Annotated in this window: 22 protein-coding genes; 13 read left to right on the top strand and 9 right to left on the bottom strand. The window is 53.6% G+C overall.

Going from position 1 to position 24,177, the window contains the following annotated elements:
* The 3 genes from AC3RCL_RS02145 to AC3RCL_RS02135 all read right to left on the bottom strand — a co-directional run bounded on the left by AC3RCL_RS02145 (position 1) and on the right by AC3RCL_RS02135 (position 3,531).
* Entirely contained in the window at positions 1 to 1,263 is a 1,263-nt protein-coding gene (locus tag AC3RCL_RS02145; RefSeq protein ID WP_375121268.1) for an ABC transporter substrate-binding protein, read from the bottom strand.
* A 164-nt stretch (positions 1,264 to 1,427) separates the two neighbouring features.
* Entirely contained in the window at positions 1,428 to 2,387 is a 960-nt protein-coding gene (locus AC3RCL_RS02140; protein WP_492534431.1) for a LacI family DNA-binding transcriptional regulator, read from the bottom strand.
* A gap of 232 nt (positions 2,388 to 2,619) precedes the next feature.
* Entirely contained in the window at positions 2,620 to 3,531 is a 912-nt protein-coding gene (locus AC3RCL_RS02135) for a DMT family transporter (protein ID WP_486049325.1), read from the bottom strand.
* 125 nt (positions 3,532 to 3,656) lie between these two features.
* Here AC3RCL_RS02135 and AC3RCL_RS02130 point away from each other — a divergent pair, with 125 nt between their 5' ends.
* A complete protein-coding gene (locus AC3RCL_RS02130; RefSeq protein ID WP_096774794.1) occupies positions 3,657 to 4,514 on the top strand; it encodes a LysR family transcriptional regulator in 858 nt (285 codons plus the stop codon).
* A 73-nt stretch (positions 4,515 to 4,587) separates the two neighbouring features.
* Here the strand turns inward: AC3RCL_RS02130 and AC3RCL_RS02125 are convergent, their stop codons facing one another.
* The 4 genes from AC3RCL_RS02125 to AC3RCL_RS02110 all read right to left on the bottom strand — a co-directional run bounded on the left by AC3RCL_RS02125 (position 4,588) and on the right by AC3RCL_RS02110 (position 8,278).
* Positions 4,588 to 5,412: an alpha/beta fold hydrolase gene (locus AC3RCL_RS02125; RefSeq protein WP_492534428.1), complete on the bottom strand. Its 825-nt coding sequence runs from the start codon at positions 5,410 to 5,412 to the stop codon at positions 4,588 to 4,590.
* Positions 5,393 to 5,935 carry an SRPBCC family protein gene (locus AC3RCL_RS02120; RefSeq protein ID WP_492534426.1) on the bottom strand — a complete coding sequence of 181 codons (543 nt, stop codon included), beginning with the start codon at positions 5,933 to 5,935 and terminating at the stop codon, positions 5,393 to 5,395. The genes AC3RCL_RS02125 and AC3RCL_RS02120 overlap by 20 nt, the downstream gene beginning before the upstream one ends.
* Before the next feature lie 76 nt (positions 5,936 to 6,011).
* Positions 6,012 to 6,344 carry an ArsR/SmtB family transcription factor gene (locus tag AC3RCL_RS02115; RefSeq protein WP_249732835.1) on the bottom strand — a complete coding sequence of 111 codons (333 nt, stop codon included), beginning with the start codon at positions 6,342 to 6,344 and terminating at the stop codon, positions 6,012 to 6,014.
* A gap of 284 nt (positions 6,345 to 6,628) precedes the next feature.
* Positions 6,629 to 8,278, bottom strand: coding sequence for a glutathione ABC transporter substrate-binding protein (locus tag AC3RCL_RS02110; protein WP_096774798.1), 1,650 nt, complete (start codon positions 8,276 to 8,278; stop codon positions 6,629 to 6,631).
* A 160-nt stretch (positions 8,279 to 8,438) separates the two neighbouring features.
* Here AC3RCL_RS02110 and nikC point away from each other — a divergent pair, with 160 nt between their 5' ends.
* From nikC to AC3RCL_RS02090, 4 genes are all read left to right on the top strand, one after another.
* Entirely contained in the window at positions 8,439 to 9,335 is an 897-nt protein-coding gene (gene nikC / locus AC3RCL_RS02105; RefSeq protein WP_096774799.1) for a nickel transporter permease, read from the top strand.
* 19 nt (positions 9,336 to 9,354) lie between these two features.
* On the top strand, positions 9,355 to 10,278 hold the full coding sequence (locus AC3RCL_RS02100; RefSeq protein ID WP_012818632.1) for an ABC transporter permease: 924 nt from the start codon (positions 9,355 to 9,357) through the stop codon (positions 10,276 to 10,278).
* 1,519 nt (positions 10,279 to 11,797) lie between these two features.
* Positions 11,798 to 12,811, top strand: a complete 1,014-nt coding sequence (locus AC3RCL_RS02095; protein ID WP_213580022.1) for an ABC transporter ATP-binding protein — start codon at positions 11,798 to 11,800, stop codon at positions 12,809 to 12,811.
* Positions 12,808 to 13,812, top strand: a complete 1,005-nt coding sequence (locus AC3RCL_RS02090) for an ABC transporter ATP-binding protein (protein ID WP_492534422.1) — start codon at positions 12,808 to 12,810, stop codon at positions 13,810 to 13,812. Before AC3RCL_RS02095 ends, AC3RCL_RS02090 begins: the two co-directional genes overlap by 4 nt.
* Positions 13,813 to 13,944: 132 nt before the next feature.
* Here AC3RCL_RS02090 and AC3RCL_RS02085 read toward each other — a convergent pair whose 3' ends face one another.
* On the bottom strand, positions 13,945 to 14,481 hold the full coding sequence (locus AC3RCL_RS02085; RefSeq protein WP_090910206.1) for an NAD(P)H-dependent oxidoreductase: 537 nt from the start codon (positions 14,479 to 14,481) through the stop codon (positions 13,945 to 13,947).
* A 165-nt stretch (positions 14,482 to 14,646) separates the two neighbouring features.
* On the opposite strand from AC3RCL_RS02085, the gene AC3RCL_RS02080 reads away from it, so the two are divergent.
* From AC3RCL_RS02080 to AC3RCL_RS02045, 8 genes are all read left to right on the top strand, one after another.
* A complete protein-coding gene (locus AC3RCL_RS02080) occupies positions 14,647 to 15,348 on the top strand; it encodes a dihydroorotate dehydrogenase electron transfer subunit (protein ID WP_192569965.1) in 702 nt (233 codons plus the stop codon).
* On the top strand, positions 15,329 to 16,261 hold the full coding sequence (locus AC3RCL_RS02075) for a dihydroorotate dehydrogenase (protein WP_213580018.1): 933 nt from the start codon (positions 15,329 to 15,331) through the stop codon (positions 16,259 to 16,261). Before AC3RCL_RS02080 ends, AC3RCL_RS02075 begins: the two co-directional genes overlap by 20 nt.
* 158 nt (positions 16,262 to 16,419) lie before the next feature.
* Positions 16,420 to 17,331 carry an FMN-binding protein gene (locus AC3RCL_RS02070; protein WP_012818625.1) on the top strand — a complete coding sequence of 304 codons (912 nt, stop codon included), beginning with the start codon at positions 16,420 to 16,422 and terminating at the stop codon, positions 17,329 to 17,331.
* 50 nt (positions 17,332 to 17,381) lie between these two features.
* Entirely contained in the window at positions 17,382 to 19,256 is a 1,875-nt protein-coding gene (locus AC3RCL_RS02065) for an FAD-dependent oxidoreductase (RefSeq protein WP_492534419.1), read from the top strand.
* A gap of 123 nt (positions 19,257 to 19,379) precedes the next feature.
* Positions 19,380 to 19,817, top strand: a complete 438-nt coding sequence (locus tag AC3RCL_RS02060; protein ID WP_009593826.1) for a hypothetical protein — start codon at positions 19,380 to 19,382, stop codon at positions 19,815 to 19,817.
* 32 nt (positions 19,818 to 19,849) lie between these two features.
* Positions 19,850 to 20,854: a polyprenyl synthetase family protein gene (locus AC3RCL_RS02055; RefSeq protein WP_492534417.1), complete on the top strand. Its 1,005-nt coding sequence runs from the start codon at positions 19,850 to 19,852 to the stop codon at positions 20,852 to 20,854.
* Positions 20,855 to 20,944: 90 nt separating this feature from the next.
* On the top strand, positions 20,945 to 22,126 hold the full coding sequence (locus AC3RCL_RS02050; RefSeq protein WP_492534415.1) for a PCYCGC motif-containing (lipo)protein: 1,182 nt from the start codon (positions 20,945 to 20,947) through the stop codon (positions 22,124 to 22,126).
* 234 nt (positions 22,127 to 22,360) lie between these two features.
* A complete protein-coding gene (locus tag AC3RCL_RS02045; RefSeq protein WP_492534413.1) occupies positions 22,361 to 23,296 on the top strand; it encodes an MORN repeat-containing protein in 936 nt (311 codons plus the stop codon).
* 59 nt (positions 23,297 to 23,355) lie between these two features.
* Here AC3RCL_RS02045 and AC3RCL_RS02040 read toward each other — a convergent pair whose 3' ends face one another.
* A complete protein-coding gene (locus AC3RCL_RS02040) occupies positions 23,356 to 24,147 on the bottom strand; it encodes an energy-coupling factor transporter transmembrane component T family protein (protein WP_192569971.1) in 792 nt (263 codons plus the stop codon).
* Between the last annotated feature and the right edge of the window lie 30 nt (positions 24,148 to 24,177).

Raw genomic sequence — 24,177 nt, 5'->3', positions numbered from 1 at the left:
TTACTTCGATGCTTTCGCCCATACTTCATCGAGTTTCTGCAGGAACTGCTCGCCTGTCATGCCCGGATTCATGAAGTACTCCTGCGTAGCCGGAGCCAAATCGTTGGTGATGATACCCGATGGGAAGTAGTTCAGCGCCCAAGTGATCGTCTCGCCCTTCGTGGTTGCTTCGTGCACCGCTTGAGACAACGGATCCAGATCGCCTGCTTCAATGTTCGTTAAAGCCGGGATGAATTTGAAATCGTCCACAATGGCCTTCTTGCCCGTCTCGCTCGTGAAGAGCCAGTTCAGGAAAGCGTTTGCGGCTTTGACTTCCTCAGCGTCCGCCTGATTGTTGACGACCCAGTAGCTGGCGACGCCTACGGCGATCTTATCGTTGCCGGCGAGCGGGAACGGCATCATGCCGACTTTGGAGCCGAAATCGCCGAAGTCCGCAAGCATGGAATAACTCCAGTTGCCCTGATGCACCATAGCCGTTTTTTCCGTTGCAAAGTCGCCCATCTGGCTATCGTATTTCACTTCCAGCGGATTCTTGGTGTTGGCCTTGATGGCATCCATGAATTTCGCCCATTCCTGGAACTCCTTCGTGTCGGCCATCTTCACTTCGCCCTTGTTCAGCTGGTCGATGAAGGCCAGCGGATCGGATTGAAGCGCAAACGGCGTGTTGATGATGTGTCCGATCAGGAAGTAAGCCTCCTGGGACAGGCTCAAACCGTTCTTGCCGTCAGCCTTCAGCTGCTCCAGCGTCTTGGTGAAGGAGTCCAGGTCCTTCATGTTGGCCGGATCCACCAGATCCTTGTTATATACGAGACCGAAGCCTTCTACGCCGTACGGAACGCCGACGGTCTTATCTTCGACCTTCAATTCCATGTCGGGCGCAATGTTCTTAACATACTCTTCACCGCTCAAATCGGAAAAATAGGACTTCAGCTTCTCGGACTCGGGTCCAGGAGCCACGCTGAATATCGTTGGGCCCTGGTTGCTGCTGAGCTTCGCCACCAGCTGCTGCGAATAAGCATCGCCCGCGGCACCCCATACCTCAACCTCGTTGCCGGTTTCTTCTTTATAGGTTTTAACCAAGGCTTCAAGAGGTTCCGTAATTTCGACTTTCGATTGGAAGAGGGTTATCTTCTTCAGCTTATCTCCCCCATCTCCTCCGGCTGCTGCTCCAGAATCTTTGTCAGATGTACCGCCGCAGGCCGCGAGTGTCGCAACCAAAGCCGTTGCCGTAAGTATGCTCAATACCTTTTTTACTTTTTTCAAGTGACACGCCTCCCCCTCAAGGACTCTATAAAGTAAAACGTTTACAAACCCATCATAGGGCGGTTTACCTAGAATGTCAATAAAAAATGTACACGTTTTCATAAAAATACTAAGTAAAAAAACTAGTAAAATCTATGATATTTTACTAGTTGTAAAAATAAAGTTTATCTCACCGTTTTTCTCCACTGGATCGTGGCATTCAGTTTAAAGGGCTCCTTGCCCGTCGTGCCCTTGATCATCTCGAGCAGCTCCTTCGCCGCCAAATAACCGCTTTCATAACGCGGGATGGCAATGGTCGTCAAGCCGGCCATCGCCGCCGCGTCCGAATTATCGAAGCCGGTGATCGATATGTCCTCCGGCACCCGTATGCCGTTCTCTTCCAAAGCTTTGATTGCGCCCAGAGCCATATTGTCGTTAGCGCAGACCAGCACTTCCGGCAATGCGTTGCTAAGGATCAGGATCTTGGCCGCCTGATATCCGCTTTCCTCGCTGTAATCGCCATGGAAGTAATTCCGCCTGTCAAACGCGATGCCATTCTTCGAAAGCGTATCCATAAATCCGGCGAAGCGTTCCTTATGATCCAGGGTAAACTCCAGTCCGCCAATGTATCCAAAGGTTCTGAACTGTTTATCCACCAGCGCCTGGACCATTTCGCACATCACGGGGTAATTGTCCACGATCACGCTTTTGGTATTGGCATACTCGTTATCGATAATCCGGTCCATGAGAACGACGGGGAACTGCGGCGTGGCTACCGAGACTAAATATTCGTCCGTCATGTTCCGGTCGAGGCTTATGGTACCGCTTGCAAACTTGCTGCGCATAAAATTGGTGCTGGATTTATTCGTGCAGATGATGAGGTCGTATCCATTCTCCGTGAGGCAATGGCTGATCCCCTTGATGATTTTTAAATAATAATCGCGATCAAAGTCGCTGAAGACGAATATAATCGTGTTGCTTTTATCGGATTTGGTTGACTTATGCGGAAAATAGCCGTGCTCCGAGCATAACCTCAGCACCCGCTCCCTCGTCTCCCGCCCCACGTTCTTGCGCCCGTTCAGCACGTTGGACACCGTAGACACCGAGACCTCCGCGAGCTTTGCAATTTCCTTCAAACCACTCATGAATCCTATCCCCTCTCCAAAGGCGTTAGTAAATTTAATATAACATGGATTTATTTTTAATAAAATTTACTTATTTTGCTGGGACAAGATTTTTCTTCGATTTTCCCCTTGTCATAACTTATCGTGATACCTGCTCAGGCCAGAAAACCTTTGCATGTCATGGCAAAAAGCAGGCCGCACGAATGGCATCGTCGCGACCTGCTAAATTCGATTATATTACAATTCTTGCCCTTTATACGGTACCGCACCGCTCCTTGATCATGAATGGATCCTTTGTGGCGTCCACTCGTCCAGGCCGGTTCACCAGATAAATGCCAAGCCCAATGCACACTGTGCCAGCCAAAGTGTACCAGTGCAGCTGCTCGCCCAGTATAAGCCATCCGGATAATACGCCAAACACGGGAATGAGGAATAGATAAACGTTGGCTTTATTGGGATCGCTGTTGCGCAGCACATAATACCAAGTGACGAATTGGGCAATCGAGCTCATCAGAATCATCCAGCCCAGAACAAAGAGCTCCTTCAAGATCTGAGATTCATCCCATACAAAATGCGGCTGCTCCAGCAGCGGGCTTGCGATGAGCAGGAGGATGCCTCCGATCAGCATCTGATAGGCAGCCATGACCCAAGCGTCAAACTCCTTGCCCCAACGGGAACTTAGCAGCGTCGCCATGCCCCAAGCCATCCCCGCGCCCAACGCAAACCAGAATCCGCTCTCCATCTGCATCTCCAAGCCTTGCGTAATGAACACGCCGACAAAACCGATGATTACGCCCGCCCACTGAAGAAGACGGTACCTTATACCGAAAATCAGGAAGCTGAACACGATGAACCAGATCGGGTTGCTGGAGGATAAAACCGAGGAGCTGCCGGAGGAAATGGTCTGCATGCTCAGGTAGATGCCACTCATCACGAGTGCCGATTGAAACAGACCGATCGTGGCCAGCTTCAGCCAGGCAGCGCCGCTCCCGGGATGGGGCCGTCTTACAATGAAGGGCAGCATCAGAAGCCCCGCTCCCACGAACCGGATCGCCAGCAGCACGAATGGGGAACCGAAGGACAGCGCAATTTTGCCGATCGGGAAATTTAGTCCCGCGACCAGCATCGTAAATATCGTCAGAAACAGCATACGCGGTTTGCTCATGCCAATGATTTCCCCTCTCCTTAACCAAGTGTATCCTCAGTTTATTCCGACCTTCGTATCATGTAAAATAATTAAATAAGATTCGAACCATCACTGTGAATGATGGATATAAGGAGGCTGCTAAGGTGGAGAGTGGGGATCTGAAGATATTCCAGGCCGTTGCCCGTGAAGGAAACATAACCAAGGCTGCCGCAAGCCTGGGTTACGTGCAATCGAACGTGACCGCTAGAATCCGGCAGCTTGAAGCCGAGCTGAACACGCCCCTTTTCTATCGGCTCAGTCGCGGCGTTGCCTTAACCTCGGCCGGCTGTAATCTGCTCAAGTATGCCGATCAGATTACGCGTTTGCTTGACGAGGCCGTGAAATCGACGCAATTTTCGGAAGAACCGTCGGGGCCGCTGCGGATTGGCTCATCGGAAACCACAGCGGCGGTACATCTTCCCGGTATCATGCTGGATTATCATAGACGGTACCCTAATGTGAAACTGTCATTGATTACAGGCCACAGGGCCGACTTGATCCGAGCCCTGAACGAATATGAACTGGACGGGGCGTTTATCAGCGGACCTCTGGATTACCCGGACTTTAACGAAATCCGGGCCTTTGACGAGGAGCTTGTCCTCATCTCGGAACCCACGGAGGCTGCGCTTCGCGATTTGCTCACCAAACCGCTGCTGTTCTTTGGCAAGGGCTGCTACCACCGTAAACGGTTGGAGCAATGGCTCCATGAGGAGAATGTGGGGCCCATGAACATTATGGAGTTTGGCACGCTGGAAGCCATCATGGGCGGTGTGGCCGCCGGGCTGGGTATCTCGCTGTTAACGCGTTCTTCCGTCCAGGACTGGGTGGATGCCGGGAAATTGCAGGCCTTCCAAATTCCCAAGCGTTACCGCAGCTCCAAAGTCCATTTTGTATTCCGGCGCGACCTGTTTCGCACCAGCGCCTTTAATCATTTTATTGAGCCGTTTGAGAAGACCGAATAAATACTTCGACCGGAACAGGAAACAAAGAAACCGTGGCCCTAAGGGTCACGGTTTCTTGATGAGCCAAGCACGCTTATCCCGGAATTCGATTTGCCGAAGGCAACAGAAAATCCGACACCTCGGGAGCCAGCACTTCCGGCGCCATCACGACGGCAGAATGGTCCTGACCAGGCAGCATTCGGTGCTCGCACTGAGGGAGCAAGTCGACCAATGCGCTCGCGGCCCCATGGAACATGGCTCCGCTGTTCTCGCCCGTCATCACCATGACCGGGACATCGACATCCCAGCGATCCGTCGGCAGCGGTTGACCGGATTGCGTGCTCCCCATAATCATGCCGTCATAGGCCAATGTATGCGCCATGCCCTCCATGACCTGCCAAGAAGGATCTGCCTTCATGAATTCTACATATTCCGCTGGGATCCCCAGCGCGGCTGTCATGAAATATTCTACGGCTTCGCTGCGCCGATTTCCGGCCATCAGCGCATTCAAACGCTGCACGTATTCCGCCGGTACGGGTGCACGGCTGTCGTCAATGATAAGCGGCGGCTCATATAGAAACAGTTTACTAACTTTACTGCCGCCAAGTCTGCTCGCCGCATCCAGGGCCAGAACAGCGCCCGAGGAACTTCCGAATACATACGCGCTGCCGCCCGCCTCCTGAATAAGGGCATCGATATCTTCGATCTCACGTTCAACGGCATACGGAGCCGCATCCGTACTGCTGCCCCGTCCTCGCCGATCATAATTGTAGACGGTGAAATGTTCAGACAGAAACTCTCCAAGACGCGTTGTGTCGTTGTGATCCGAAGCTGCGGCAGCTACAAGAATGACAGCCGGACCAGTCCCTTTCTTTTCATAAAAAATACGGGTACCGTCATTAGACATCACGTAATTCATGATCATCTCTCCTTTTATTGTCCTTTATGTACAAACTTATTTCGTTCTCAAACCGTTCCAGCGTATCCGCGTATCCTTCCACCATTCCCATGCCTTCAGCAGCCTCAAGCTGCTCTTCGCTCGCAAAATGGGTGATGATGCTTAATCGGGTCCCATCCTTGACTGCTTCGAATGTAACCGAGGTCAACATGTCGCTGCCTGCAACGGGGTTCCAGTCCTGATCGGTAAATGTATCCGTATAGACGAGCTTCGATAACTCCGCCACTTCGGAGTAAGTCGCCTTGCAGAAGGCTTCTTTCCCTTCTCCCGTCGCATCGGGAGCCAGTCTGTAGCGCCATACGCCGCCCGGTCTGACATCCATCTCATATACCGTGGCATTCCAGTTTTTTGGTCCCCACCAGCGTTCGATGTGTTCCGGCTGAGTCCATCCCCGCCAGGACAGCTTCAGAGGTATCGATACGACACGCTCCACGGTCAGCTTCCGCTGCTCCCGGTCTTTCGTGATGATGGTCTTCCTGCCCATGTGAATTCCTCCTATCTGTGAAATCGGCTCTGCGTGCAGAGCCGCATCTTCCTGTGGAGCTAGTAAAAGAATTGGCTTAACTCTCCTCTCCGTTAAAGTCGCTCATATAGTCCTCGAACTTGTCGAGTCGCTCCTCCCACAATCGGCTGAAGGAATCGAGCCAGACGTCCAGCTCCTGGAACGGCTGGGCTTCGAGACTATAAATGCGCTGCTGTGCGTTCTTGCGGACTTTCACGAGCCCGGCCTCGTTCAGTATCCGCAGATGGCGGGATACTTGAGGCTGGCCGATACCCAAAGCCTCTACGATGTCGCTGACCGATCTCGACCCTTGCTTTAAGAGTTCAACAATGTTGAAGCGGTTCGGCTCCGAGATCGTGAAGAGGGTTAATTGCATAGCTGAAGTATTCATGGCCATAATATACACTAATACGTATATACGTGTCAACGTATATAATATTTTTTCAACATGCTTTTGACATCAAAAAACAAGACAGCACATCAACTCCCTTCGCTCGCAAGCTGCATGATCTATCGGATGCCCGACGAGGATGATCATGAACCATTGGCTGGTTAACCCTATCTCCTGTCCCAACACCGAACAACATCAAAAAAGAGGCCCCCGGATAGGAGCCTCTTGCTGTAAATCCTCTTTATATCATGACGATTCAAAGCTATAAAGCTTTCAGGACATCCTTATGGCTGAATGGACACTTGGTGCAGCTGCATGATGCCGTTCGGATGCCGCCAGAAGCCTTCCACCTTGCTGCTGACTCCGTTTAAATACTCCTGATGATGGATATACAGCATCGGCGCTAACTCAACCAGCTTCTCCTGCGCCTGTTTATAGATGAGCTTGCGTTGCTCCGGATCGTTCTCTTTACGCCCGGCATCCAGCAGTTTATCCAGTTCCGGATCCTTCGTGAAGGTACGGTTGCCCGGCTCCCCTACATTCTTGGAATGGAATAACTCATACATGCCATAATCGGCATCGGCCGTTACCGTGGACCAGCCGAGAACAAACATGTCGTGCTTGCCTTCTGCGGTTTGGGCCAAATACGCACCCCACTCGACCACTTCGATTTTGACTTCGACGTTCAATTCCTTCAACTTGGATTGTACGTACTCGGCGATCTTAATTCGTTCCGGGTTGTCATTGGTCCAGATGGTCGTTGAGAAGCCACCCTCGTATCCGGCCTCTTTCAACAGTTCTTTCGCTTTGTCGATGTTATGTTCGATCGGCTTAACGGTAGCATCATAGCCGTTCACGTCCGGTGCCAGCGGACCGACGGCAGGAATGCCCGTGCCTTCGTAGATGCCCGAGATGATCTCATCCTTATTGATGGCCATCGACAAGGCTTGCCGCACCCGCACATCGTTAAACGGCTCCTTGTTGTTATTAAATCCGATATAAGACAAGCTGAGCGAAGCCTGGCGGTTCAAGGACATGCCGTCCGTGCTCTCGATACGGCTGATGCTGCTCGGCGACACCGGGTCGATAATATGCGCATAACCGGTTTCCAGCTCCGCGATCCGCGTTCCCTCTTCGCTCACCACTTTGAACGTGACCCGTTCAACCTTCGCTTTATCTCCCCAATAATCAGCGTTCGCTACCAGCTTCACTTCCTGTCCCGGGTTCCAGCTCTCTAGTTTGAATACGCCCGTGCCAACAGGGTTCTGCGCCAGATAAGCGCCTGCCTTCTCGCCTGCCTTCAGCTTCTCGTAATCCAGCTTGATGGCTTCCGCACTAACCATGCTGACCGCAGAGTGGGCCAGATGGGCAAGCAGCGGCGAGAAAGCATACTCGGTCACGAGCTGTACCGTATATTCGTCAACGACTTTAACCTCTTTAATCATGCCCACAAGCGAAGCGCGCGGAGATGCTACCTCCGGATCCTGCATACGGTCGATGTTGGCTTTGACCACCTCTGCATTGAATGGAGAGCCGTCCGTAAACTTCACGCCTTGTCTCAGCTTGAACTCCCAGGTCAATTCATCGATTGCCTTCCAGCTCTCGGCGAGCCCCGGTTGAATGTTCAGATCCTTATCATGAATCACCAACGTGTTATAAATATGCGTTGTCATTACACTCGTTTGCTGGTCCGTCGACATATGAGGGTCCATGGATGGCGGATCAGAAAGCCAGGCAATCACAAGCTCATTCGCACCGGTGTCGGTTGTTCCTTCGGGAGGATCTTTAGCCCCCGGTTCAGGTGCCGGCGTATTGGTGCCGCTTGGCGGCGTTTCCGGGTTACTGCTCTTGCTTGGACTGCCGCACGCCGACAGCAGTACGGTAAGCATGACCAGAATGCAGACAAGCCATTTGAATCTTCTATTACCTGTCATGTGAAACAAACTCCCCCTTCTCAATCAAAATAGGAAAATATTTTATACACAGTTAACATATATTTTACTATTTGATATTTATACCAGAAGAAGCCAGATTTACCTCACGTTTATACGACACCAATTCTGACATCCATACTTGGAGAAAGGATGATTTCACGTGCCTAACATGACCGCTGATGCCAGAACACCAGAATCGCTCCCTAGTGGAACCCGCCTTGTACAATGGAAATCTTTCTACCACCGTCTGAAGAAGAACAAAGCGGCCTTATTCGGGGGCTATTTTCTCCTGCTGATGATCCTTATCGCGATTTTCGGCCCCCTGCTCACCCAGTATGATCCGACCAAAGTGGATTATTCTACGAAACTGCTGAAGCCGTCCGCCGACCATTGGTTTGGTACGGACCACAACGGTCGAGATATTTTCACGCGGATTATTCATGGCATGCGTCTCACGCTCTCGGTCGGTTTTATCTCGGTGATCATCGGTGCAGCCTTTGGTGTCGTGCTCGGAATCATCTCGGGCTATTACGGAGGTAAATGGGATGCGCTCATTATGAGAGTGACCGATGTCATGCTGGCGTTTCCCGGCATTCTGCTGGCATTGGCGGTTGTCAGCGTCCTTGGAAAAAACCTGTTCAACGTGATCATTGCCGTCAGTATTTTTTCGATCCCTACCTTTGCCAGAGTCGTTCGGGGCTCCACGCTGGCCGTCCGTAAGCTCGAATATGTTGATGCCATGCGTTCGCTGGGCGCCAGCGACGGCCGAATCATCTTCGGGCATATTTTGCCGAATATCACATCCCCTATCATCGTGCAGGCGACGCTGCGGATTGCGGTAGCGATCCTGACCGCCAGCGGCCTGTCCTTCCTCGGTCTTGGCGCGCAGCCGCCCACGCCGGAGTGGGGAGCCATGCTGAATGATGGGCGCAACTATATCATGGACCACCCTCATGTGGCCCTGTTTCCCGGCTTGTCGATCGTGTTCGTTGTCATCGCATTTAATCTGCTGGGTGACGGCTTGCGGGATGTCCTTGACCCGAAAATGAAAAAATAATGAAGGGAGCTGCCGGGCCATGCTCATCTATTCCATTCGAAGGCTGATTCAAACGATACCTGTCGTCATTGGCGTGACCATCGTTGTCTTCCTGCTGATGCACCTCATTCCGGGAGATGCGGCGCAGGTCATTATCGGGGAAGGGGCGCCTAAGGAGCAGGTCGAGAAGATCCGCGAGAACCTCGGATTGAACGATCCGCTGCCGCTTCAGTATTGGAACTACGTCAGCGGCTTGCTTCAGGGGGATTTGGGAGATTCGATCCGCAGCAGCCGCCCCATCGCCGATGAAATTTTCAAAAGCCGGTTCTGGATCACCGTTGAGCTTGCCGTGTACTCAACGATCCTGGCCGTATTTCTCGGCATTCTGGCCGGCATCATCTCCGCCGTCAAAAAAAGCTCCCCCGCCGATATCGGCGTCATGTTCATCGCCCTGTTCGGGCTGTCGATGCCGAATTTCTGGCTGGGGCTCATGCTGATCCAATATTTTGCCGTGGATCTGGGTTGGTTCCGTCCCTCCGGCTGGGGCACGTGGTCGCAAACCGTCCTGCCCGTGATCACGCTCGGGACCGGGGGCGCCGCGATTATTGCCCGAATGACCCGGTCCAGCATGCTGGAGGTCATCGGCCAGGACTACATCCGTACCGCCCAGGCGAAGGGCGTCCGGGAGCGCGTCATCATCTACCGGCATGCCTTGAAAAATGCCATGATTCCCGTCATTACCGTCATCGGCCTGGAATTCGGAGGCCTGCTGGGCGGGGCGGTGCTGACCGAGTCCGTATTTGCCGTGAACGGCATGGGACGGTACGTCATCGACTCGATCCGGGCACGGGATTTCCCGGTCGTACAGGCAACCGTGCTTGTGCTCTCGATCATGTTTGTACTCGTGAATCTGCTCGTGGACATCTCCTACCGGTACTTCAACAAGCGCATTGATTTCGATTGATTGGCGATTTTTCGTCGATCGCGGGTTGAGTGTAGGCGGACACGGCGGGATTCACTGTCTGCCGAACATCGAGCTGTTTGGGGCCCATTGCGGACTTATATTATAAACCCCTGATTACTGTAATTGAGCCGTTTGGGGAGCCCGTCCGGACACACGATCCGCTATTTGCCGATAATCGACCTATTTTCGAGTCCATGCGGACACACGATCCGTTAATGCGCCCGAAGTCCCGGATTAATCATGAAATATCTCGCATTAGCGGATCTGGTGTCCTCAACCTGCTGCTAAAAGGCAGAAAATCAAGTAATAGCGGAACCAGAGTCCTCAACTACGCTAATGCGGCCAACTGAGCTCATTTTAAGTCCATGTACAACCGAGATTTACTGAAGTTGTTATGGGCCACTGCGGACATATAACCCACTAATTACTGTAATTGAGCCGTTGGGTAGCCCGTGCGCACTTACGATCTGCTAATCGAGCCATTTGGGGAGCCCGTCCGGACACACGATCCGCTATTTGCCGATAATCGACCTATTTTCGAGTCCATGCGGACACACGATCCGTTAATGCGCCCGAAGTCACCGACTAATCCTGAAATATCTCGCAATAACGGATCTGGTGTCCTCAGCCTGCTGCTAAAAGGCGGAATTTAATGAAATAGCGGAACCAGAGTCCTCAACTACGCTAATGTGGCCAACTGAGCTCATTTTAAGTCCATGCACACCCGAGATTACAGAAGCTACGGGCCACTGCGGAACATTCAACCCACTAATTACTGTAATTGAGCCGTTGGGTAGCCCATCCGGACACACGATCCGTTAATGCGCCCGAAATCACCGATTAATCCCGGAATATCTCGCAATAGCGGATCTGGTGTCCTCAACCTGCTGCTAAAAGGCGGAATTTAATAAAATAGCGGAACCAGAGTCCTCAACTAGCTAATGCGGCCAACTGAGCCGTTTTAAGTCCATGCACACCCGAGATTTACTGAAGTTGTTACGGGCCACTGCGGACATTCAACCCACTAAATTACTGTAATCGAGCCGTTTGGGGAGCCCATCCGGACACACGATCCGCTATTTGCTGATAACCGACCTATTTTTCGAATCCATGCGGACATTCAACCCACTAATTACTGTAATTGAGCCGTTGGGTAGCCCGTGCGCACTTACGATCTGCTAATCGAGCCGTTTGGGGAGCCCGTCCGGACACACGATCCGCTATTTGCCGATAATCGACCTATTTTCGAATCCACGCGGACACACGATCCGTTAATGTACCCGAAACCACGGATTCATCCCGGAATATCTCGCAATAGCGGATCTGGTGTCCTCAACCTGCTGCTAAAAGGCAGAAAATCAAGTAATAGCGGAACCAGAGTCCTCAACTACGCTAAAGCGGCCAACTGAGCCGTTTTCAGTCCATGCACACAAAAGCGGAAAATTAAAAATAGCGGAACCAGAGTCCTCATAATCGCAAATACAGTCAGACCAATTGAAAGCGAAGGGAGCTACGACAGATGGAAGAGCACGCATCAAATCTGCTGACGATCAAGAACCTGCGCACCTCTTTTTTTACCGAACTGGGCGAAGTGAAAGCCGTGGATGATATCAGCCTAACCGTACGCAAGGGGAGGACGCTCGGGATCGTGGGCGAATCCGGTTCTGGAAAAAGCATACTGTCCCTGTCCATCCTGCGGCTGATCTTTGATCCGGGGCGAATCGTCGGAGGCGAAATCCTGTATAACGGCGAGAATCTGCTCAAACAATCGGACCGGCAGATGCGGAAAATCCGGGGCAATCAAATCTCGATGATCTTCCAGGAGCCGATGACTTCGCTCAATCCGGTCTTCACCGTCGGCGACCAGATCGCGGAGGCCTATCAAATCCATGAAAATCTGAGTAAAAAACAAGCCATGGACAAAGCCGTCGAGATGTTGAGGCTGGTCGGCATCCCCTCCCCGGAAAAAAGAGTCCGGCAGTACCCTTTTCAGCTGTCCGGGGGTATGCGCCAACGTGTCATGATTGCCATGGCGCTGGCATGCAATCCGGATCTGCTCATTGCAGACGAGCCGACCACGGCGCTCGATGTGACCATTCAGGCTCAAATTTTGGAGCTGATGAAGGAGCTGCAGCGGAAGCTGCAGATGTCGATTATTTTTATCACCCATGACCTGGGCATCGTCGCGGAAACCTGCGATGACGTGGCGGTCATGTACTGCGGAAAGGTGGTGGAATATTCCGATGTGCGGACCCTGTTCAAGCATCCGAAGCACCCCTACACCATCGGCCTAATGAACTCGCTGCCGCGGCATGATATCGATAAAGAAACGCTCGAGCCGATTAAGGGCTCGGTTCCGAGCCCCTATGATCCGCAGGAAGGCTGCCGCTTCGCCCCACGCTGCCCCCATGCAGCCAAGCTGTGTTACGACAAACTGCCGGAGCTTCAGGTACTGGATGATAACCAACAAGTCAGGTGCTGGAAATACACCGATCAGTGGGAACCGGAAAGCGAGGTGAACGTTCTGTCATGAGCAAAGAGCTGTTAACCGTCAAAAACCTCAAGCAGTATTTTCCGATCAAAGGCGGCATCCTGGGCCGTACCGTCAACGTCGTCAAAGCCGTGGATGACATTTCGTTCTCTGTGCACGAGGGGGAAACCGTCAGTATCGTGGGCGAATCCGGCTGCGGTAAATCAACTACGGGCCGGGCTATTCTGAGACTGGACGAACCGACCTCCGGCGAGGTGCTGTTCGAGGGAACCGATCTGCTCACCCTGAACAAAGCGCAGATGACCCGAAGGCGTAAAGACCTGCAGATGATTTTTCAGGACCCCTACGCTTCGCTTAATCCTAGAAAAACAGCCCTCCAAGTACTCGAAGAAGCGATGGACATCCAAAATGTCGTGCCAAAGAAGGATCGTCGGTCCCGTGCCATTGAGCTTTTGGAAACGGTCGGCCTGGCCGCCTATCAAGCCAATCGGTACCCTCATGAATTCAGTGGCGGACAAAGGCAGCGAATCGGGATCGCCCGTGCCTTGTCCGTGAACCCCAAGCTGATCATCAGTGATGAAGCGGTCTCCGCGCTCGACGTGTCCATCCAGGCACAGGTACTCAATCTGATGAAATCGCTGCAAACCGAATTCAAGCTGACCTATCTGTTCATCTCTCATGATCTTGGGGTCGTCCGACATATTTCGGACCGAATTATCGTGATGTATCTGGGGACGATCGTGGAAATCGCGGATAAACACTCCCTCTTCCGGCGCCCGCAGCATCCCTACACCCGTGCTCTGTTATCGGCCATCCCCACAATGGATCCCGACCGCAAGAAGGAACGCATCATTCTCAAGGGGGATGTTCCGTCCCCGATCAACCCACCTTCCGGCTGCCGGTTTCATACCCGCTGCATGTATGCCACGGATCGCTGCCGATCCGAGGCGCCGTTACTTCGGGAAATCGATGAGCACAGAGGCCATCAGGCGGCCTGCCACTATATTGAAGAGATTTCGGCCGGTACGTTGGAGAAGGTGTAGCTTATACGCCACCGAACTGATTATGAAGCTCAATATATACGAAAAAAAGCGAGATCCCTGATCTCGCTTTTTTCATTTTGTAAAACCGTATCCTTCGTTTCCGAATCGAAAAATGATACTCAGCCCCACTTATTATCCGGCCCTCACCGCGCCTGTCACGTGCAGCGCAAAATCCTCAGCATGACGCCGCAGCTCTTCATCTGTCAGCTGCATGGCATTATGCACGGTAAATACCGGCAAGTAGACCGCCCCTACCAGACTGGCCGTCACTTCAAAAGGCCGGGTGAGCTCTTCCACCGTGTATCGGTTATATCCTGCGTTGCCATAGGCTTCCGCTGCTCCGCCGGTCGTCACGGCCACGCCCCACTCTTTCCCCCGGAGCTTGTCGCCGCCCGGGCCATAAGCCCATCCGAAGGTCAGCACCTCGTCGAACCAATGCTTCAGAAGAGGCGGCGAGCTGTACCACCAGAAAGGGAATTGAAACACGATGCGGTCATGCCGAAGCAGCAATTGCTGTTCGGCCGCGATGTCGATGATGCCATCCGGATACCGCTGATACAGGTCATGCACCGTCACCTCAGGATGATGTCCCACCGTTTCGGTTAGCTCGCGATTGATCCGTGATCCCTCATGCAGACCCGGATGTGCAACGATCACTAGTGTTTTCATGTATGATCCCCACCCTTTTCTCGCCTAGCGTTATGTATACAAAAAGTATCAAGCCTCGGCAACGCCCGAATATGAGAAATGTCACAGGTAGCCTTATCTGTCTGTGATACTGTAGCAAGGAACATAGCGGGCGGAAAAAGTACGCCAAGGGAGGAGAATGAGAACGTGGCCCTTGTTATTCAAAATGTCAGACTGGCCCATCGCATCTATCGACTTACCGTTCAAGGCAGCTATTCGGCACGAATGGGACAGTTCTTCATGCTTCGCTGCTGGGATGCCTATCCCGTGCTGTCACGGCCGATCAGCGTTCATAACCTGACGGAGGATTCCGTTTCCTTCTTATATCGCGTGCAGGGAACCGGTACGTGGCTGCTGTCGGCGCTTCAAGCGGGTGACAAAATACAGCTGGAAGGGCCTTTCGGGCAAGGGTTTCCTAAACCCCAAGGACGGACGGCATTGGTGGGAGGCGGTATCGGAGTGGCTCCGCTGCTGCTCGCAGCTAAGGAAATTCCCGAAGCCAGCGTGTATCTGGGATACGCCGGCGTTCCCTTCGGAGTCAACGGATTCCACGAAATCAGCCGGGATGTCACGGTGAAGTCCGGCGGCACCATCGTCGATGCAGTGGACCCGAGCCGCTATGACACGATATTTGCCTGCGGCCCGGTTGGGATGATGCACAGCTTGGCGCAAAAAGCCGAAGGTACAAACGCCAAGCTCCACGTTTCCATCGAGAAGCGAATGGGCTGCGGCATCGGGGCATGCAACAGCTGCACGTTAACTGCCGCGGGTTCGAACCGCAAGGCGTGCACCGACGGCCCCGTATTTCTGGCGAAGGAGGTGAACTGGAATGATCTCCATCGATTGTGAACTGGCGGGAGTGCCGCTGTCGAATCCGATATTAGCAGCCTCGGGCACGTTCGGTTTCGGCAAACCGTATGCGGATCTGTATCCGCTTCGCAAGCTCGGTGGCATTGTCTCCAAGGGATTGACCCTGACCCCGCGGCTTGGCAATACGGGTACGCGGATCTATGAAACGCCATCGGGCATCATGAACAGCATCGGCTTGGAGAATCCGGGAATCCGGGCTTTTCTGGAGCACGAATTATCCGACATGACTTCGCACGGGACAGCGGTCATCGTCAATCTCGGCGGCGGCACTGTACGCGAATATGCGGAGGGCGCCGAGCTGCTTACCGAAGCCAGCCGCAAGCTGCGCTCAGCCGGCAAACGGGCCGTCGACATGATCGAGCTTAACATCTCCTGTCCCAACATCAAGGAAGGCGGGCTTGCCTTCGGCATCGAGAATGAGCAGGCTCGAGAGGTGGTTCGCGCAGTCCGCAATGCCACCACGCTGCCTCTGCTCGTCAAGCTCTCTCCCGGGGCGAAGGATTTGAGGGAAATGGCACGGATGTGTGAAGCCGAAGGGGCCGACGGCCTCTCGCTAATCAATACGATTCAAGCGATGGCAATTGATATTCGGGAACGTCGCAGCGTTTTTGACAGAGCCTACGCCGGATTATCCGGGCCGGCGATTAAGCCGATTGCCCTGCGGATGGTCCATCAGGTGGCCCGGTCGGTGTCCATCCCGGTGGTGGGAATCGGCGGCATCTGCAGTGCCGAGGATATCCTCGAATTCATCATGGCAGGCGCCGCAGCCGTACAAATCGGTACGTACAACTTCATCAACCTCCGTGCGGGAGATACCCTGGCTGAAGAACTGATTCAACTGATGGAGAACGAGGGCATTCAATCCCTGGATGACATTCGAGGCATTATTTGATGGATGCTCAACTTCCTGAAATTCAGCATGCTCGCCTGAACATGAAGCACCGCGTCAGTTTGTGATTTTTTTCACCGATAACTATTCTTTTTCAGAATACAATGAACTCAAGAACAATATTTGTGAAGTAATTCACAAAATTATAGGAGGAAACCAGAATGAAAAGGACACTCTCTCTATCCCTCTCCGTCATGTTGATGTTCGCGCTGCTCGTAGGCTGCGGAGGCAACGGAGACAAAGAGCCTGTCACCACGGACAAACCGGCAGAGAGCCAAAACACGGATAATGCCGGAAACGCGGAGCAACCGGCCCAAGAAGGAACGGCCCTGCAGGACGGCTTATATTACGCCGAAGGCGAATTTGCCGAGGATTCCGGCTGGAAGGAACTCGTCGCGATTAAAGTCGAAGGCGGTAAAATCGTCAGCGCCAATTGGAACGGTCTTCATAAGGACGGCGGGTTGGACAAAAAGACATTTTCCGAAAAAGGCTTCTACGGCATGAAGGAAAAAGGCGGCGCTCAAGCGGAATGGCATGAGCAGGCAGCCAAGATGGAGGAATACCTGGTGGCTCAGCAGTCGGTTGAAGGCCTCGCCTTGAACGACGAGGGCCGTACGGATGCCGTATCCGGGGTATCGATCCATGTCAACGGATTTACGGAACTGGCAGCAAAAGCACTGGCCGCGGGACCTGTTGAAGCAGGACCATACAAAGACGGCAGCTACCACGCGGAAGCGGCTGACTTCGATGCCAAATCCGGCTGGAAGGAAACCGTCGACGTGACCGTAATTAACGGTAAAATCGCCGCAGTCAGCTGGAACGGCGTTCATAAAGACGGAGGCACCGACAAAGTCACCCGTTCCAAATCAGGCGAGTACGGCATGAAGAACGGCGGGGCTCAATCCGAATGGCACGAGCAGGCTTATCAAGCCGAGCAGTATTTGATCGAAAAGCAAGATCCGCAGGCCATCGTAACGGGTGAAGACGGCAAAACCGATGCCATCTCCGGTGTATCCATCCACGTCAACGGATTCGTAGAACTGGCAGCGAAGGCGCTCGAAGGCGCCAAATAAGCCACAAGTACGATAGAAAGAAGACAACTATTCCTTGAGGGGAGATTCGCATGAAACAGATTATCGTGCTGGGCGGCGGATACGGCGGTATACTTACCGCCAAGAAGCTGGCTAAACGACTGCGCAAACAGAAGGATTTGCGGATAACGCTCATCGACCGCAAGCCGTATCATACGCTGCTGACCGAGCTTCATGAAGTGGCCGCCAACCGGGTCGAGGAGGATTCCATCAAAATCGACCTGAAAAAAGTATTTTCCGGGTTCCGGAACGTGGACGTGGTGCTGGATGAAATCGGCGGCATCGACTTTGACGGCCAAACGCTCCAGGGAGAGAAACAGACCTACGACTACGACTATTTAGTCATCGGTACAGGCAGCAAGCCGACCTTCTTCGGCATACCGGGTGCGGATCAACACGCCTTTACCCTGTGGTCTTACGATGATGCGGTCCGCCTGAAAGAACATACCCTGAATATGTTCCGCAAAGCGGTTCTCGAGCGCAACCCGCAGGTCCGCAAGGAAATGCTGACCTTCGTCGTTGTCGGCGGCGGATTCACCGGCGTGGAAATGATCGGCGAGTTGGCCGAGTTCACGCAGCAGTTATGCAAGGAATTCTACGTGGATCCAAGCGAGGTTACGCTTCACGTTGCCGACATGGTCGACAAGATCCTTCCAATCCTGCCGGAGCCGTTAATACGCAAAGCCGAGAAGCGGCTGCGCAAAATGAACGTCAACATCATCACCGGCTCCAAGATTACGGAGGTTAAGCCGGACGGCGTTACCGTCGGCGGCAGCGATATCAAATCCCGCACCGTTATTTGGACCGCGGGGGTGGAAGGTTCCGATGTGGTCGGCAGCATGGATGTCGAGCAAAAAGGCCGCAAGCGGATTTTGACCAACGACAAGCTTCAAGTTCCTGCTCATCCGAACGTATACGTCGTCGGGGACAATATTTTCTACATTCCTGAGGGCGCGGCTGCACCCGTACCTCAAATGGTGGAAAACGCGGAACTCGCGGCCCCGGTCATTGCGCATAACATCGTCGCTGAAATATCGAACAAACCGATGAAATCCTACAAGCCGACGTTCCACGGTACGATGGTCTGTATCGGCAGCCGCTACGGGGTAGCCAACGTCGGCGTGCCGGGCCATATGTTCAGGCTCAGCGGCTTCCCGGCCATGCTGGTCAAACATCTGATCAACATGCTCTATCTGTTCCAGGTTTGCGGCTTCAACAAGGTATACCATTATATGCTGCATGAATTCTTCCATGTCCGGAACAACCGCAGCTTCGTGGGCGGGCATTTTGCCAAACGCTCGCCGAATTTCTGGCTCGTTCCGCTGCGGATTTTTGCCGGATGGATGTGGCTGTCCCAAGGGTGGGATAAGATTCATAAGATCATTGACGATCCGAATAAAATGTTCCTCATTCCTGCCAAAGCTGCCGACGGCGTAAGCGCAGCTTCCGCTGCAGGCGCCGATGCAGCCGGAGCCGGAGCGGCAGACGCGGTATCCGCCGCCTCCGCTTATACCGCAGAAGCGGTCACCGCCCTTCCGGTGCCGGATTTCTTGAAATCCATCGTCGACTGGTCGATGGACCTGATGTTCTATACCGGAGACGGCGGCTATACTTCGCTTGCCTATGTGTTTCAGACCTCGATGGTATTGGCTGAGCTGATCGTCGGCATCCTGCTGATCGTCGGATTGTTCACGGCACCTGCAGCCGTAGCCAGCGTCGCCATGGGCGCCATGGTTTGGGTATCGGGTATGGCGCCTAACGAGATGCTGTGGTACCTGGCAGCGGGAATCGCCTTGATCGGCGGATCGGGCAGCACGTTCGGACTTGACTACTATGTGTATCCTTGGCTGAAAAAGGTGTGGAAGCGAATACCGATCGTAAGGCGCTGGTACGTGTATACGGACTAATTCTTCTCTATTCAATAGAACGGCTGATCGTATCGCGCTTTGCCGAATCAAGCTCAAGCCCTAACCGTTCTGCCGGCATTCACACTCTGATCAACACGAGCCTTCCGGAAGGAGTCAATAACGATGGATATGAAGCTATTACAGGATACGATCGACCTGCTTCGGTCGCATATCGATTCCGGAACGGATATCGATTGGATGGAGATGGATAACAGACCGGTGAGGGACATCGCCGATATGCTCAACGCTTATGAACTCGCCTATTCACGCAAAATGACGGTGCTGGCTTGCTGCATCCTGATTCATACTGCGCTAAACAAGCATGGCAAGCTGCAAGCGAAGGATAACGAGAGACTGACGCGTTTGCTGCTGGACGGCGATTATTTGACCGGACTCATGTACCGGATTGCCGTCAAGCGAAAGGAATGGAAGCTGCTGTCCCGGCTTCTCCCCTTTCATAAGCGCATGCAGCTCAGCCTGCTCAAGAACGTTTCACCCGAAAGGATATTCAACGAGCTTAAGCGCGAAATCCGCAGCTATCTGGAGCAGCGGAGCGCGTAAGGAGCCATCCATGGAAAGGGGCGCGGATACAGATGAACCTTCATAACCGAATCGGAGTGGATCTCGCTTCCTTCGATAGCCTGCTCCGGGAGGTCGTCAGCTCAGACCGCGACCTCCCCCCTTCCTCCGTGGTGCTGAGCAGCGTCATGGATCTCATTAATGCCGGCGGCAAGCGGCTGCGCCCGCTTATGGTCGTGCTCGGCAGCCGTTTCGGGGAAAGCGGCCACGAGCCGGCCGTCATGAAAACCGCCGTACTGCTTGAATATCTGCACATGGCCTCGCTGGTGCACGATGACATTATCGATCAATCCGATATGCGGCGCGGCATGCCGACCCTGCACGAGACGACCGATGTCCAGACGGCGGTGCACATCGGCAACTACATGATTGCCCGTGCCATCGAATGGGCCGCCGGTCATCCGGGCGGCGACCCGGACGGGAACAGCGAAGACGTCTCCGAAGACGAGGCCTACCGATTAGCCGAGCTTGCGGCGCTGGTCACCGAGCTCTGCATGGGAGAATACGATCAGCTTCAACACCGCTTCGACTTCGGACTGACGATGGAGCAGTATTTGGAGAAAACGCGCTGCAAAACGGCCCTGTTGATGGCCCACTGCCTGAAAGCGGGCGCGGAAGCAGCCCATGCGGATGCCGGAACCGCTGAACGGCTCTTTCAATTCGGGGAGTCGCTCGGCATGGCCTTTCAAATCCGGGATGACCTGCTCGATTTCACGAAGCCCAGGGAGGCCATCGGCAAGCCGGCTGGCGCAGACCTGCGAAACGGCAACATTACGCTGCCGGTGCTTTACGCCCTAAACGATCCTGCCCTTGCACCTAGAATCAGGCAGCTCGGCCCTCATTCCGCCGCGGCAGACATGGATGACGTCATCCACCGCATCGCCGCAAGCAGCGCGATCGAGCAGAGCGAAGAGCTTGCCCGTTCCTATGCGGAACTTGCCCAGCGCATGATCGGCGACTTCGCGGATCACCCGGCTCAGCATGATCTGCAGGCATTGCTCCATTATTTCCTGCCCTAAAGACAGACATGAAGCCATATACTCCAAACGAACAGGGATACGTCCATCATGGATGCATCCCTGTTCGATATGAAAGGATGTTTAATAGACATGCATCGCACACGAATCTGGCGGTGGCGAATTGCGCTGACGGCCTTCCTGCTCCTGCTTGCTGCCGGGGGCTTCATGCTATTCAGGACATCTCCTCTTGCGGAACAGGAGACCGTTGACACGCAAGTGAGCTCCATCGCCATTTTTGCGCTCAAGGGCTGCGGCGGCTGTTCCAAGGCGCTGGGCGTCATGGAGCAGATGGAAGCAACCTCGCCGGACTACCGTTACCAGTATTTCAGCATTTCGGAGGATACGGAAGCCGTTAACCGGTACGGTATTACGGAGCACCCGACCATCCTGTTCCTGAACGCTCAGGAGGAAGAACTCGGAAGACTGACCGAAGATATATCAAGCGACGGGATCCTGCGGGAGCTGGAAGATATCGCTGCGAACGGTACACGTCCGCCCAAGGGAACGATTCTCTCGGCCATCCCCAGCACGATGCCCAGCGTAACCCTCCATGCCTATGACCCGCATACCGGTTTATTCACGCCGGTATCCCAGTACGTGCAGACGGATACCTCCGTCAACTATCCCAAAGTCAGTGCCATGACGATGCTGACCCAGCTTTCGGATCTGCTGCCGCCTGAACTTGAAAGTGCCATCCCGGCCGGCGTAAACTTCGTAGAAATCCGAACCGAACACGGGGTGACCGTGGTGGAGCTGTCCCCATCGTTTCGTGCCTTTACCGGCTCCGAGGAGGGAGAACGGGCGGTAGAAGCCATTGCGCTTACGCTGCAAACCTTTGAAGGCGTGAACGGCGTTCAAGTAGTAAGCGGCGCGTATCGCAGCGACATCCTCTATGCGGAAGCCCTTGCTGGCCGTTCCGACGGCAAAACCGACTACCTGCTGCATCCCGATACGCCTCTACCACATATGTCCAGCGTGAAGGAATACAATGCAGCCATCCTCCATGCCAGCCACTTGGCCTTCATGCCCTGCTTCTGCGGATGCGGCGATGCCGGCCATAGCAGCAACCTCAATTGCTACTATGCTCAAGAGGAAGACGGCAGGCTCACGCCAACCACGCACGCGAAATTCTGCCAAACCTGCTTGGACGTTACGAACATGTACCTGGACGGCAGGCAGCAGGGGCTGAGCCTGAAGGAAATCCGGTTGTCCGTGGACCGGGCCTACGAGGGGATCGAGCCGACGGATACACCGATGCCGATGAATGAATAGGTATGACAAAAACACCGTTCCGTAAAGGATCGGTGTTTTTTATCTATATTTTCTATGAGATGCATTGTAAAACTCACAAAAAAGATCGGTCAAATCCCAGTTCACTGATATAATTCCCATATTATAACTTTACGGCAGACATGCATCTCATCTATGATTTGACTGGGTAAATCATCCACCTTATGGGATACGCCAAAATTAAAAATCAGCAGATTAGAGGAGACGTATTACAACGTGATCAGAACATACCTACGCTTTTTTACACTGGCATTGCTGTTTCTTATGTTTACCCATGAAGAGACGGAAGCCTCCAGCCAACAAGTTAGTTTGACCCTCCCTAACGGGGCCACCTACTATGGTGAAGTGAAGAACAACAAACCTCACGGAAAAGGTACGATGCGATGGGGACCATCCAAAGTATACAGCGGCGAGTGGTACAATGGACAAAGATCCGGTACAGGCAAATACATATCGGACAAGCTTCCCGAGGATATGAAAATCGTCTACGAAGGGGAATGGCGAAACGATCGTCCTAACGGAACGGGAATGCGGAGCGAAAGCAACCCTGATTTTGATTTTCATGTAATCTCGAAGGGCATTTTCAAGGATCATGACTTGCTGTCAGGTTATACGGTGATGCAATCCCTGGACATCCTTGGGTTTGAATACCGGAATGGGAACACTCTCTTGGAGTTTTCCGTATCGGACCAGGAGCAGGCAAATGAATTGATGCAATCCAAATTGGCCCGCGGCCGCATTCAACTGCTGAATTATTATAAAAGGGATAAGTCCACGCCTGACTACAAAGGGTTCGCATATGCAAACGTTATGGAGGACTACGGGAGTTCCATCAGCGAAGGCGTATATCGAACGGGTGACTATGGGATGATGGAGCTCCATACTGGACTGAATCAACGCTTCGAGGACGAAGAGTACTTTAGAGTAGAGAATTACAAGAACGGGAGACTCGTCTCTGCAAGAGAAGTACCGGAGAACGGACGGTTTGCCGAGATCGTTCAAGGGAAAATCAATAACAAGAAGCATGTCCTGCAGCCTTATCTAGGCGAATTCACAAAGCTATTAAAAGACATTGAAAACGAATCAGAGCCAGAAGGCTGCAGCAACTCGTCCACCAGCGTTTGCGGGACCTTCCCTATCCAATTCGAGTAACAATAAACCACAAACCGCAGTCCTTAAGGACTGCGGTTTTCATGCTCTTCAGACCGCCGTTACAGCAGCGCGGCTGCGGCCACGGGCAGCAGAAATGCCGCCACGAATAACGTGTCCGCCCGCTTCCATACAAACGTCCTGAACCTGCTTCGCCGCGCACCCAGGCGATAGCCCCGGGCCTCCATGGAATCGGCCAGCCCGATCGCGCGCCGGAAAGCGCCTGTCGTTACCGGGACCAGCAGGGCAATGATCAGCCGCGCCTTCTCCCTCAGCGGGCGGGATGACAGGTCCAGTCCCCGGGACTGCTGGGCCTTCCACAGCCGCTCGGCTTCCTCGAAGATGGTCGGTATGAACCGGAGGGCAATGCCGAGCATCAGCACCAGCCGATCCGTCGGCACTCCGATGCAGGTCAGCGGCCGCAGGAGGCTGCCGAGCCCCTGGGCCAGCTGCTCCGGCTGGGTCGTGAAGGTCAGCACCGCCGCCAGCATGATGAAGAGTCCCATCCGCGAAGCGGACACGATCCCTTTTTCCAATCCGCCGGCATATACCTTGAACGCGCCCACATCCAGCAGTTTCCCGCCTCCCGCATCATAAAGGATGTGAAATACCAGGATGAACAACAGCAGGAACATCAGCGGTTTCATGGCTCTGATGTAATAGCGGTACGGGATGCGCGTGGTCCGGATCACCACCGCAGTGAACAGCAGCAGCGCGAGTACCCCCATATATCCGTCCACCAGGAACACCGCCACCATAAAGAGCGGCATGGCCGCCGTCTTGGCGCGGGGATCCAGACGGTGAACCCATGAATCGCCTTCCATATATCGGCCCAGGATGATTTTTCGTTTCATGTCGGCTCCCTCCTATCTCCTCTGCCTAGC

It is taken from the genome of Paenibacillus sp. MT86, assembly GCF_058792535.1.
This window is presented reverse-complemented; position numbering and strand designations above follow the sequence as displayed.